This is a genomic window from Putridiphycobacter roseus, from assembly GCF_003234935.1.
In the GTDB taxonomy this organism is placed as follows: domain Bacteria; phylum Bacteroidota; class Bacteroidia; order Flavobacteriales_D; family Crocinitomicaceae; genus Putridiphycobacter; species Putridiphycobacter roseus.
On record NZ_QKSB01000012.1, the window covers coordinates 1 to 13,925 of the forward strand.

A 13,925-nucleotide genomic window follows, 5' to 3' on the forward strand; every position below is an offset into this window, starting at 1 on the left:
CAGTGCTGGTTGCGTGGATTCTGTATTGTATACTAACTATTTTGATGTGATTGCTAACCCTAAAGCTTATTTTACTTATAGTCCCAACTCCCCTAATCTTCAAGAACCCGAAGTACAATTTAAAAATGAATCCGTAAATGCTGAAAATTTCGAATGGAATTTTGGAGACAATACAGGTTCTTTGGAAGAAAACCCAGCTCACATTTATAAAAATGTGGCCAAAAAATATACCGTAAGTTTAACCGTTTCGGAAGCTACAGCTAATTGCTTTGATACCTATAAAACCATACTCATTGTAAAAGACGAAATTTTATATTTTATCCCCAATGTATTCCGGCCAGGTTCTGGAAACATTAATAGTATTTTTCAACCACAATTTACTTCAGGTGTAAATGTCTATGAATTTCGTATGCATATTTATAACCGTTGGGGAGAATTAATATTTGAATCCTTTGATCCTAATGGTGGATGGGACGGATTTTACAACGCTGAATTGGTCAAACAAGATACTTATGTTTGGAAAATTGATTTTATCGAATCCATGTCGGATAAAAAACATGCAGACACTGGCATAATAACCGTATTAAGGTAAAGTTGGTAGTTTAAAAAGAGAAAGACAAAAGCATTCGTCCCTGCCTTCACGTAACGATAAAAAACAAATTACAAGTTTTAACAATGCATTGATACCACGGGGTTTCCCAAGTATGCTAGTTGTATATAAAATTGAATCGACATGGACTTATCCAATCTTCCAATTTTATAATCTATCTACATTTCACAAAATCTTCCTTATCTTCACCCTTTCAAATGAAGTAATAATATGGCAATCGATTTTAGAAGTGATACCGTTACAAGACCAAGTAAAGCAATGCTTGATTTTATGATACAAGCTCCAGTAGGAGATGATGTTTACGAAGAAGATCCCACAGTAAATGAGTTAGAGAAATATACAGCCGAACACTTTGGGTTTGAAGCTGGTTTATATTGTTCATCAGGAACACAAACCAATCAAATTGCCTTAAAAGTACATACACAACCTGGCGACGAGATAATTTGTCACGAAGAGTCCCACATTTATCGTTATGAAGGTGGTGGAATGATGATTAATTCACAGGCTTCTCCTCGCTTTATTAGAGGAAATAATGGCAGAATTATTCCAGAATTATTGCAAGACCAAATCAACCCGGATGATATTCATTACCCGGTTACTAAATTAGTAAGTTTAGAAGATACTGCTAATCGTGGTGGTGGCGCTGTTTATGACTTTAATGATATTCTTAAAATTAAAGATTTTTGCACCCAAAATAATTTAAAATTACATTTAGATGGTGCAAGGGTATTCAATGCTTTAGCCGTAAATCAATGCGATCCAAAAGTTTATGGAAAACCATTCGATAGTATTTCCATTTGTTTATCTAAAGGTTTAGGAGCTCCAGTAGGTTCTGTACTATTAGGTTCTAAAGATTTTATTCACAAAGCAAGAAGAGTAAGGAAATATTTGGGCGGTGGTATGCGTCAAGCAGGTATCATTGCTGCGGGTGGATTGTATGCTTTAAAAAACAATGTGCATAGGCTCATAGAAGATCACCAACATGCTAGTTTACTTGAAAAACATTTTAAAACTGTAACTTGGGTAGCAGAAGTATTACCAGTAACCACTAACATTGTAGTATTAGTACTAAAGGACGCAACCAAACAAAACCATTATATTGCAGCACTTAAAGCGGAAGGAATTTTAGTAACGGCTTTCGGTAAAGGAAGAATTCGCTTTGTCACTCACCTCAATATTTCTTCGGATGACATTCAAAAAGTTTGCCAGTTAAAATTAGAAGTCTAATGGTAAGAAATCATTAATTTATGCGTTCCAAAGGAATTAGCATTAAAAACAACCCAAACAAAAGATAGTTTTCTATTTTTGCATTTTATTTTTATTTATGGAAAAATCAACTTCATTTAATTCAAACGAATTATTACAACTATTATGGTTTAAGCGTAAAACCATCCTTATTGTTACTGGTATTGCATTTGTCATTGCCATTGCAGTTTCATTACTCATGCCAAATTACTATATGGCAAGAGCAATTGTATTCCCTACTAAATCAAATTCAGTAGATTTTAATGCTAATTCAAGAAGCTCTGTTGTTGAGTTTGGAGATGAAGCAGATGCAGAACGTTTGTTACAGGTTTTGGTTTCCCCAGAAATTAGAGACAGCCTCACAAATGCTTATCATTTATATACACATTATGAAATAGAAGATGACCAGTCTAATCCCAAATTTGAATTTCAAAAAATTTACGAAGATAATGTCGTATTCAGTCGTACCAGATACAACTCCATTAATATTGATGTTTTCGATAAGAACCCAGCAATAGCAATGGATATGGCAAATGACATAGTCCGTTTAGTAGATACGGTAATGAATAGAATGATTCGTACCAGGGCAGTTGGTCCTATGCATGCGGTAGAATACGAAGTCGCTTTGATTCGAAAAGAAATGGGAGACTATAACGATAGATTAAAAGGGTTAAGTAATGCGGGTGTTGTGAGTAAAGATGAAAGGGGCGATTTATACGCCAACTTTTTCACCGCGAAAAAATCAGGAGATAAAAGTACGGCACAAGAAATAAAACAGAAAATTGACTCTTCTCAGGCTTATGGTCCCGATTATGATATTTACTCCAATTTATCCGAATTTTTCAGTTTAAGATACTCTAATATACTAGACGTAAATGACCAAGCAAAGCAATATGCAAAGACCAACATTCAGCAAACTATTCGCCATAGTTATGCCGAAATGCCCGATAAGAAAGCAAAACCTAAACGGTCCATTATTGTATTAATCATTACTTTTTCAGCTTTTGTTTTTACCATTTTTATATTACTTGCAAACGAAAGAATTAAAGAATTAAAATCAGCTTCAAAGTAAAATATTTTGAAAGCATTACTACATAGCCGTTGGACCTATGTTTTGGCATTATTATTTGTCATTACAAACGCCTATATGACCTATAAAGGTAATCTATTATTGAATGTACTACCATTTGCTTTGGTGATAGTTTATGTTGCTTTTTTTCATTTCGATAAATTATTTTATTTTATTGTTTTCTTTACCCCGCTTTCGGTCAATGTAGAGGAATTTGTGGCTTCAAATGTGGGCCTATTTTTACCCACCGAACCCATATTATTTGGTATGTTGCTGCTCATAGTTTTAAACCAGGTAAAACACAATAATTTTAGTCCAGCCATTTTAAAACACCCCATTTCTATTCTTATTTTACTTCAACTTTGTTGGATACTCATTACTGCCTTTAATAGTGAATTACCCTTAGTCTCCTTTAAGTTTTTACTAACTAAACTATGGTTTTTTATACCCATTTATTTTTATGGCATTATTTTCTTCTCCGAAAATGAAAAAAGAATTTATTATTTTCTTTGGCTCTTTATCACTGCCATGGCAATGGTATCTATTTATACCCTATTTAACCATGCATTAAACAATTTTTCCGAATCTTCTGGTCATTGGGTAATGTTTCCTTTCTTTAAAGACCATACTTCTTATGGTGCTATACTAGCATTGGTCTACCCTATTTTATTTGGACTTTATTACATTAACCGTAAGAACGGCTATACCAAAGCAGTTTTACTTGCCTTAATACCATTATTTACCATAGCCATTATCATGTCGTATACCCGAGCAGCATGGCTAACCATAGTTGGCGCTTTTGTTGTTTTCCTGCTCATTCGGTTTAGAGTAAGATTTAAATATTTAGCCATTATAGGCTTAGTAGGAATAGCGTATATAGCAGTTAATTTTGTGGAAATTCAACATTCTTTAGAAAGAAATGATGCAGAACATGCCACCGAAAACCTAGATGAAAGAATTGAATCGGTTGCGAACATTACTTCAGATGCATCCAATTTAGAGCGAATCAATAGGTGGACTTCGGCAATTTTACTTTGGCAAGAAAGGCCTTTTATGGGATGGGGCCCAGGCACCTTTGCTATGGTTTATGCCCCTTTTCAACTTTCTCGTAACCTGACCATCATCTCTACCAGTTCAGGAAATAGAGGTAATGCACATTCCGAATATTTGGGACCACTAGCGGAACAAGGATTAATTGGTATGTTATTAATGCTAATTTTGGTTGGATTTATTATTTATACCGGTATCCATTTATATAACCAACTTCCCCCCTCAAACCTTAGGATTATTCTATTGGTATCTATACTAGGGCTAATTACTTATTTTGCACACGGTTTTTTAAATAATTATTTAGACACCGACAAAGCAACAGTGCCGGTTTGGGGACTTACTGCCTTTATTGTAATGCTAGACCTTAAGTCTAGAAAAAAAATAGGTTAAGCGGTTTTTAACTTTATGCTTTTCTACCTATCTTTGCAAAAAAATAGCCTCTTAAAGGAATCCAGATTCACAATATTTAACAAGAATCCAATACACCCTTTTAATTAAAAAGAGTCTAAAAAGAAAAAATAATGATACGCCAAATTTTAAGTTTTTTATTTATCAGTTTTATTACATTCGGTGCTTGGAGTCAAGGACCAGGCGGTCCTGCAGGAAAAAGTGCTTTAAAAGGAGAGATTTTTGGAAACGTAATAGACTCTACTTCAAATCAAGCCATGGGGTATGTTACTGTATTAGTTTTGAAAAAAGGTACAGATGAAATGGCAGGAGGTGTGGTTACTAACGATAAAGGAATTTTTTCAATCAGTGACTTAATACCAGGCGCTTATACTGTAAAAATCAGTTTTGTTGGCTACAATCAAAAAATAATTGAAGTAGATATTACCCAAGAAAACATTACCAAAACATTAAAAGATGTGGCCATAAGTCCTACCGTTTTAAATGCTGTGGAAGTAATAGGTGAAGCACCAATTGTAACGTATGAAATTGATAAAAAAGTCCTACATGTCGAAGATCAAAACACAAATATTAGCCAAACAGCAGTAGAAATATTAGCGAATGCACCCTCGGTTACTGTAGATGTAGATGGAAATGTAAGCCTACGTGGAAGCTCTAGTTTTACTTTATTAATAGATGGAATACCCACAGCTATGGATGCTAGTGATGCCCTTGCTATTATTCCTGCAAGTACCATAAAAGATATAGAAATTATTACGAACCCATCTGCAAAGTTTGACGCAGAAGGATCTAGTGGTGTTATCAATATCATTACTAAAAAAAGTAAATTAGAAGGCATTAGTTTGTTGAGTAATTTAAGCGCTGGAACTTTTAATAATTATAGTGGAGATATTGCCGTGAATCTAAAAAAAGAAAAATTCACACTTGACATTTCTGGTAACTTTAGAAATAGAAGCCGTCCTAGTGAAACCTACACCGAAAGAATTACCACTTACGACTCCCTGACTAATAAATTAATTTCTGACGGGCAAAGTGACTGGAAAAATAATTCGAAAGGTTTTGGAGTAGAATTTCAATACACACCTAACAATAGCCATGTATTTGCAATTGAAACAAATATAAATGATCGATTAATGGTTCCTTTTTCCGACTTGGCATATGAAAACTACAATAACAATGAATTAATCTCTACCTTTCATACCGACCAACATAATTATATTGACTTATTCAATAGCTCTTCTAGTTTGTATTATCAATATAATATCAAAAGAAATAAAGAACATAATATTTCAATGAAAGCGATTATGAACCTGGTAGACGTGGAACAAAATGATACCACTACCTCTTATGACGGAAACGGAAATATTATTCAAAGTAATTTGTATACTGAAATTGGTCCGTCAGACTCTTACCGATTTAATGTTGATTATAAACTTCCACTTAAAAACGATAAGAAATTTGAAGCAGGATTGCAATCACAATTTGGATCGAGTATGGATGATGGAAAAAACTATGTCTTAAATTTAACGACCAACACTTACGACTTTACACCATTATATAGTTCTCAAGTTTTTTACAAAAGAGATGTGCATGCTGCCTACTCTATGTTCAGTGGAAAACTTAAATCATTGGGCTATCAAATTGGATTAAGAGCAGAATATACATACCGTACCATTACCTCTACTAATTTTGATGACTTTGCTAACATTAACCGATTAGATTTATTTCCTTCTGCACACTTTTCTTATAGCTTGAAAAATAAAAGTCAATTGTTACTTAGTTATTCCAGAAGAATTCAACGTCCAAGAAGTTATTATTTTGAACCTTTTGTCACTTGGGAAGGTCCCTATAATGTGCGAACTGGAAATCCAAATTTAACACCGGAATATATTAATGCATTTGAAATTAGTTATATCAAACCAATAGCACGAAAAGGATTTTTCAGTTTAGAAGCCTATGTAAGGACGGTTAGTGATATCATTACTAGAATTTCAACAGTATACGAAGATGTAACAGGTGTTTTAATATCTCGCCCATATAATATCGGTAACTCTGCATCTTATGGCCTTGAACCATCTATAAATTACACCGCAAAAGAATGGTGGAAAATAAATGCTGCTGCTAACTTGTATCTCTACCAATTAAACGGAGAAATTGAAGACGTTGATTACAGTAGAGAATCTTTTAACTGGAATGGAAGAATAACGAATTCATTTACATTAAAAGGATTTACCTTACAATTAGTCTCAAGGTATAACAGTAATACTGTCACTTCACAAGGTGAATCATTAGGGTTTTTCACACAAGATGCTTCTTTAAGAAAAGGATTTAGTAAAAATAAATACAGTTTAACTATTCAAGCGAGAAACATATTAAAAACACAAAAAAACATCAGTAATACTTATACAGAAAATGTTGAATTGTACACTATACGAGAACCTTTATACCCATCAATTTCTTTAACACTTTCTATTAAATTGAATAACTATCAAAAAGTATACAGTAGAACTGAAACCATGGACGATTTTTAAAACAAAATAATAAATCAAAAAAAAGACTTGTTTTACAAGTCTTTTTTTTTGCTCTAATTTTTTATGAGTGCCTTAGACAACAAATAAACCCTTAGTCATAGCAGTCAAAAAATAACCAAACTTTAACCGCAATGACTTATCTTCTGATAAACAACATTTACGATACCACGGCACAATAGGTGAAATAATCATTAGTTATTTGGTATGATTTTTAATAATACCGACGGCTACAGACCTATCAGTTGGACTGACACATGCACCTTGTATTTACTAACGGAAAACAAATAAACTACAAACCATTATAAACAAGCTGCCAAGACATCACACACCAGCGATTAATCACACATTAAAAATAGAGAACTTACCACTTGTAACGAGCTAGTAATAAATATAACTGTAGCAATAAAAGACTATTGATTAATCTTAAAAAAAAGGAAACAATAGGCGTCCAAAATTAATCTAAAATTCATTTAATGGTAACCTCATTTAAAGTCATAGATTAGTTATATTGTAGTCGAAATTTAAAACAACAACAAAAGATGAAATCCGACATTGAAATTGCACAAGAATCCGAAATTAGACATATTAAAACCATAGCTGAAAAATTAAATATTGCAGAAGATGATATTGAAATGTATGGTAAATACAAAGCAAAATTACCTTTAAAATTTATTGACGAAAATAAAATAAAAAAACACCATTTAGTCTTAGTCACTGCCATGTCTCCTACACCTGCTGGAGAAGGAAAAACTACTACTTCTATAGGATTAACAGAAGGGTTAAATAAAATAGGTGCACAAACTACTGTAGTATTGCGTGAACCCTCTTTAGGGCCTGTTTTTGGTATTAAAGGTGGTGCAGCTGGTGGCGGATATGCCCAAGTGATACCAATGGAGGATATAAACCTACATTTTACAGGAGATTTTTCTGCCATTGAAAAAGCAAATAATTTACTTTCTGCTTTAATTGATAATAACATACATAGTAAATCTAAAAACTTAGGAATTGATCCTAGAACTATTGCTTGGAAACGTGTAATGGACATGAATGATCGTGCTTTAAGAGACATTACCATAGGACTTGGAGGAACTGCAAATGGCATTCCGCGGCAAGATGGATTTAACATTACACCTGCTTCTGAAGTAATGGCAATTTTGTGCATGTCTGAAAATTTTGAAGATTTAAAAACCCGTCTCGGCAATATATATGTCGGGCAAACTTTTGATAAGCAACCAATTTATGCCCGTGACTTAAAGGCTGAAAATGCCATGGCTATTTTGTTAAAAGATGCGGTAAAACCAAATTTAGTGCAAACCATGGAAGGTAATCCAGCTATTATTCATGGCGGACCTTTTGCGAATATTGCACAAGGAACCAACACTATTTTAGCTACAAAAATGGGCCTTTCATTGACTGATTATGTGGTAACTGAAGCTGGTTTTGGAGCCGACCTTGGGGCTGAAAAATTCTTAGACATCAAATGTGTCTCTGGTGGATTAAAACCCGAGGCCGTTGTGTTAGTTGCTACCATTAGAGCATTACGTCACCACGGAGGCGCGAGTAAAGATGCCTACAATACGCCAGACCTTGAAAAAGTAAAAGCTGGATTTGAAAACTTAAAAAAACACATTGAAAATATTAAGAAATTTGGACTAAACCCTGTGGTCGCTATCAATGCTTTTCCAACGGATTCCGAAGAAGAAATTAATTTAGTGCAAGAACGTTGCGCAACATTAGGTGTAAAAGCAATTTTAGCACATGGTTTTTCAAAAGGAGGAGACGGTATGATTGAATTAGCTGAAGCAGTAGTCGAAGAGGTATCTTCTGGCGCTAACCAATTCACTCCATTATACAACTGGGAATTACCAATTAAAGAAAAAATAGATAAAATTGCCAAAGAAATATACGGTGCAGATGGTGTAGACTATACCAAACAAGCATTAAAAGGCTTGGCACAGCTAAATGCATTAGGACTCGACAAATTACCTATTTGTATGGCTAAAACACAAAAATCATTTTCAGATGACGATTCTCTTATCGGAAGACCAAAAGACTTTAGAATTACAGTAAGAGAATTTGAATTTGCTGCAGGTGCGGGATTTGTCATTCCAATTTTAGGAAACATGATGCGTATGCCTGGTTTACCCACTACCCCGGCTTCAGAAAATATGTTTATCGATAATAATGGAAAAATTTCAGGACTGTCTTAAATAATGGAAGCTGGATTGAAATACCAAGGAATAAGGATTGAGAAGACTGGTCCCAAAAAAGTAGAAGATATTGTAACTGTGGAAAAGCCACTTCAAATTTCTATTAATGGGGATGCCTTCACTGTGGTGATGCAAACACCGGGAGAGGAAGTTGAATTGGCGCTGGGTTTACTTTATGCCGAAGATGTGATTAAAAAAAACACCCCACACCAACTGACTATCCATAAGGATGAAGAGAATACAGTGATAGAAATAGACCTTGAAATTGAAAAGCAACTGCTTGGTAAAGGTTATTTATCAAGCAGGAGCTTATTATCTGTTTCTTCCTGTGGAATTTGTGGGAAACAAAGTATTAGTGACTTGGGAGCATCAGGAGAGCGCTTAAGTTCGACTGAAAAGTTAACTGCTCCTTTTATTTTTGATTTGCAAAATAAAATGCATGCTGCTCAAAAAATATTTCCACAAACTGGTTCTATACATGGCGCTGCCCTTTTTGATGTGCACGGAAATTTACTTGCCTGCAAGGAAGATATTGGTAGGCACAATGCCTTAGATAAATCGGTTGGAGCATTGATACTCCAAGGTAATTTAGACATGGCTAAAACCTTGTTTTTTAGTGGGAGAATTTCCTATGAAATAGTCATTAAATCCTTTCGAGCTAAAATCCACACCATTATCGCCATTTCTGGTCCAAGCAGCTTGGCACTCGACTATGCCAAAGAATTTGGTATCCATATTATTGGTTTCTGTCGCGAAAATAGGTTCACCATTTATACAGACCCTACTTTTTTTGAGTAATTAAAAAACCCTTAAAGATTCTCTCCAAACGGTCTTTTGATTTCCATTGCTTTAAATTGATTAGCCAGTGCATTCAACTCACTTAGCTTCCATTTATCGCTCAGAACAAACTGCCTAAACAGTAACTCTTCTTGATTATAAAATAAAACCCTATCGTCTAGAATAGTTACGTTTGTGGCATTTCTAATGTTATAAGTCATCTCCTCTTTTACTATTTTAATACGCTTGTGTTTTGACCATTTTATATATTCTATGGAGATATTTTCTGCATTTAATAGGGTGATTTTAGTAATAAATATTTTAATTTCATAGACTATTATCCCCATTAAAATGGAATAAGTAAACAGCAATAATATGATCTTAATATTATTACTTAAGTCATGTAGTAGGATTAATAAGGTCCATAAAATAAATCTGGAATAAATCCTTGGTGAAAGCAGTTTCTGTAAAAACCTATTCCGTAATTTACAAGGAATTTTATCTACAATAATATGGGCTTGACTAGCGGTCAATACTTCATAAATTTGGTGGTCAATAAATGTTGGTTATTAATGGCTTCCATGCATTTTAATACGTATAAACCAGGTTTCAATTCACTACATGCAATTACGCTAGACGATCCGGTCAAAACAATTTTCCCCATGGTATCAAAAACAAATACTTTAATAGGCGTAGATGCGGTTTGGATGTGCATAAAATCTTCCACTGGATTGGGATAAACCAGAACTTTTACTGCTGCATGATGCTTTAATCCTAAAGTAAAAATTGTTTTCCCCCTATAAAGCGTTGCTTCGCCAGAACTATGTGTCTCAGATGAAATATAATAAGTATGCGCATCTAATGCAATAATGCCTTCTATTTGAACAGATGCTGTTGTGGTAACATTGGTTTTTGTAAGGGAACTATTACTAAAATAAGGGGGAACAACTTGGTCTAAAGTAACTAGAAAAGGAGAGAAGGTGTAGCCTGTTAACCAAATTTTTTGAGCGGGAATATGGTAACAAGCATCCGTAATTAAACCTTGCACATTTATACTATCTATTTTTGAAATACTATAATTACCAACTTGCTTAGGCAAGCCATAAATACTGGTCCAGTAATTACCCCAATTTTTAGTAAAAATATACAATGAATCTTGGGAGACTATAAAAGCTTCCGCATCAAAATTAGTACTGAATTGCGTACTATTAAATTGCGTTTGGTCGGCATATGAAAACTGAATGGTATCGGCTACTACCGTATCATTTGTAGAATTTATATAATCTTCAATACTAATTTTATATATGCTTAAATCTGTCCGGTCACCATTATTATTTCCAAAATCACCGACATATATAAAATCAGCATCTCTAGTAATTGCTTCCCAATCGATATTCGAAGCATTTTGCACCACCACAGTGCGCGTTACATCCCCTGTTGTTGTATCCAGCTCATATAATGCTGCTGCTCCTCCACTATCGTTATGCGTAATTAATTTCCCTGCAACAAACACTAGTCCCGAAGTTTCTGAAACTTGTGCATTTAATGGCGTGACGGTTACCATGCTTTGTGCCCAAATGGGATAAATACTTAAAAATAGGCTGGAAATAAAAAACGCTAATCGCATAATTTCTCCATTTCCAAAGCATATACCATGGGTAATTTACGGCCCATTTTTTCAATTATATATTTCCCTTTCCCTATCTCCTTTGTACCCTGAAAACAATCATATGGAGAATAATTATACTCTTTAAACTCCTTCATCTTAAAATTATTATGGAATAGGCTTTGAAAAACATCACTTAGTGGGTGGTTCCATGTCATCATGGTTGCTTTCATATCCGCAGCACGATTTGCATAAGTGCCAGTCTCTTCTTCCATAATCGTTTCATCATTAAAATAAGAATAGGTCAATGCAGAAAAATCATCATTATACATCCAAACAAAAGGATGAAACTCTACCAATAAGAGTTTACCCCCTGGTTTTGTAAAATGACTTACTACAGCTGCCCACTTTTTAATATCTGGCAACCAACCAATGGTGCCATAAGAAGAAAAAACCAAGTCGAATTCATCTTCCAAATGATTAGGAAGGTCGTAAATATCACTACAAATAAACTGCACTGGCACCCCGGTTTTGAGCGATAAATTTTTCGCCGCGTCAATTGCTTTTGGGGAGAAATCAACTGCAGTAACCAAAGCTCCTAATTTGGCTAAGGAAATGGAATCTTGCCCAAAATGACATTGTAAATGCAATATTTTTTTACCTTTTATCGAATTTAAAAAAGGCAATTCAATCTCATTTAAAGAAGTTTGAGTTTTTAAAAAATTTTTGTTATCGTAAAAGTCAGACTGAAGATGTACTGCTACTTTGTTATCCCAAACCCTTTTATTTAATGCCAAATAATCATCTTCCACTTCCATAATACACCTTCCAAAATTTTATTTATAGAAATGAATATAAGGATTTAAATGGAATAAACAGGTATAGCAAATACTTACAGGTTTCTTGTTGACCCCAAAAAGAGAAGGAGTTCTTTAAGCATAATTCCTTTTAAAAAGTAACCATGGCACCAATTACAATACCATGACTTTTAGCAGATCGATCAGAAATTGTTTCACCAGGTCCCATGTTTCCGCCACTGACAAAATTTAAGGGTACAAAACCTTCCGTTCTAAAAAACTCTACAAAAATTCTTGAAGATTCGTTTACTAAACCGGCAAAACCTAAGATATATTGATTTTGAAATTCCCAATCAGATCCTGCATCACCTGCTAAGAAGTTGGAGAACTCCCCTGAAATTGAGTACACAATATCCTCTGTTTTATCTAGTTTAAAATCATACTTAGCGCCTAAGTCCATGGCACTTACTTTTGCTGCAGCAAACACATCTAATGGTGGGATTGGATTATGAGTTCCAGGCCATACGTTCACCGTTTTGGTATAACTCCCTTGAATTCTCAATCTATCTTTAATAAAATATTGCCCATATACAGAATATGCTGGATTTGAATCTGCGCAATCGCCAAAATGTTCCACTGGAAAAGAATGGCAATATGCACAACCTAAGACGTAAGAACCACCAATTTTCAACTTATTGTTATCGTTAAAATTAAAGGAATAATTTACATCCGCAATACCATTGTTAATTCGAGAAGGAACATTGGTTCCTGCAACAGAAGAATTTAAAGCCCTAAATTGAGAACCACCTTGTACCGCCATGATGGCTGCATTAAAATTCTTAGTTTTAAATCCCAATTGTGCACCGTACCCTAAAGTAGCAAAAGCGTGCCAAGTAGTAGAATTTGTAAATGGACTAACGGTTCCCATCTGGCCGAAAGGGCCATCCATTTTACCCAAAGAAAAATAAAACGGTGATTTGTTTAAGTCTCCCAACAAAACAAATCCCTTTCTCAATTGAATTTGGTTTCTTTCAATAGACGTAATTGTACCTGAACCAAAGCTTTGTTCTGGATTATATAAAAGTTCAACACAAGTAGTAATCCAACTATTTAATTGTCCCATTACAGAAAAATGCCAAGAATGCAATACCGCTTCACTAACTTCATAACCAATTTGATTACTCGTGGTGGGATGACGCATTAAATAACCAAACTTTGAATTTACATTTGATTTTTGATAGTCCCCAATTGCTAGGATAGAAGTTCCAATAGTCAACATTTTATCCTTAGAAGGGTGCGCTTGACGTTCTTCTAATAAGATTAACTCTTTTCTTAAATTTTGATTTGGATCCAACATCAAATAGGACAATCTGGAATTAATACCAACAAATGCTTTTTGTGGCTCTTTTTTGATGTCTTCTGATTGCGTAAATCCAATGGTGGAAACAGTTAATAAACAAAACAATAATTTGTACATTTTAAATATAGGGTTATTTTTAACAAATGGGATTTTGTCAAATTTCGCAGTAATATTTTAATCCTTACAAAAAAAATGTTTTTTTAATACACCATATTCCTTTAACACTATTTAACAAACAGCATTAAGACCTGTTATATAGTAC

The 13,925-nt window shown here is 34.1% G+C and carries 11 protein-coding genes; 7 read left to right on the plus strand and 4 right to left on the minus strand.

Features of this window, described 5'->3' with window-relative positions; genetic code table 11:
- The 7 genes from DNU06_RS14625 to fdhD form a co-directional block, all read left to right on the plus strand.
- Positions 1 to 592: T9SS type B sorting domain-containing protein (locus tag DNU06_RS14625; RefSeq protein WP_146239263.1), on the plus strand; the 592-nt coding region annotated here is incomplete at its 5' end.
- A 228-nt stretch (positions 593 to 820) separates the two neighbouring features.
- Positions 821 to 1,837 (plus strand): low-specificity L-threonine aldolase, encoded by a 1,017-nt coding sequence (ltaE, locus tag DNU06_RS14630; RefSeq protein WP_111064243.1) that lies wholly within the window; start codon positions 821 to 823, stop codon positions 1,835 to 1,837.
- A 97-nt stretch (positions 1,838 to 1,934) separates the two neighbouring features.
- Positions 1,935 to 2,927: a Wzz/FepE/Etk N-terminal domain-containing protein gene (locus tag DNU06_RS14635; RefSeq protein ID WP_111064244.1), complete on the plus strand. Its 993-nt coding sequence runs from the start codon at positions 1,935 to 1,937 to the stop codon at positions 2,925 to 2,927.
- A 6-nt stretch (positions 2,928 to 2,933) separates the two neighbouring features.
- Positions 2,934 to 4,364, plus strand: a complete 1,431-nt coding sequence (locus DNU06_RS14640) for an O-antigen ligase family protein (RefSeq protein WP_146239264.1) — start codon at positions 2,934 to 2,936, stop codon at positions 4,362 to 4,364.
- A gap of 131 nt (positions 4,365 to 4,495) precedes the next feature.
- Entirely contained in the window at positions 4,496 to 6,913 is a 2,418-nt protein-coding gene (locus tag DNU06_RS14645; RefSeq protein WP_111064246.1) for an outer membrane beta-barrel protein, read from the plus strand.
- Positions 6,914 to 7,452: 539 nt separating this feature from the next.
- A complete protein-coding gene (locus DNU06_RS14650; protein ID WP_111064247.1) occupies positions 7,453 to 9,123 on the plus strand; it encodes a formate--tetrahydrofolate ligase in 1,671 nt (556 codons plus the stop codon).
- A gap of 3 nt (positions 9,124 to 9,126) precedes the next feature.
- A complete protein-coding gene (fdhD, locus tag DNU06_RS14655) occupies positions 9,127 to 9,921 on the plus strand; it encodes a formate dehydrogenase accessory sulfurtransferase FdhD (RefSeq protein WP_111064248.1) in 795 nt (264 codons plus the stop codon).
- Between the two features lie 11 nt (positions 9,922 to 9,932).
- Here fdhD and DNU06_RS17750 read toward each other — a convergent pair whose 3' ends face one another.
- The 4 genes from DNU06_RS17750 to DNU06_RS14675 form a co-directional block, all read right to left on the minus strand.
- On the minus strand, positions 9,933 to 10,247 hold the full coding sequence (locus DNU06_RS17750) for a hypothetical protein (RefSeq protein WP_146239265.1): 315 nt from the start codon (positions 10,245 to 10,247) through the stop codon (positions 9,933 to 9,935).
- 182 nt (positions 10,248 to 10,429) lie between these two features.
- Positions 10,430 to 11,527 carry a T9SS type A sorting domain-containing protein gene (locus DNU06_RS14665; RefSeq protein WP_111064250.1) on the minus strand — a complete coding sequence of 366 codons (1,098 nt, stop codon included), beginning with the start codon at positions 11,525 to 11,527 and terminating at the stop codon, positions 10,430 to 10,432.
- The gene (locus DNU06_RS14670; RefSeq protein ID WP_111064251.1) at positions 11,518 to 12,324 is read right to left on the minus strand and encodes a class I SAM-dependent methyltransferase; all 807 of its coding nucleotides are present in this window, start codon (positions 12,322 to 12,324) and stop codon (positions 11,518 to 11,520) included. The genes DNU06_RS14665 and DNU06_RS14670 overlap by 10 nt, the downstream gene beginning before the upstream one ends.
- Before the next feature lie 130 nt (positions 12,325 to 12,454).
- Positions 12,455 to 13,780 carry a hypothetical protein gene (locus DNU06_RS14675; protein ID WP_111064252.1) on the minus strand — a complete coding sequence of 442 codons (1,326 nt, stop codon included), beginning with the start codon at positions 13,778 to 13,780 and terminating at the stop codon, positions 12,455 to 12,457.
- Between the last annotated feature and the right edge of the window lie 145 nt (positions 13,781 to 13,925).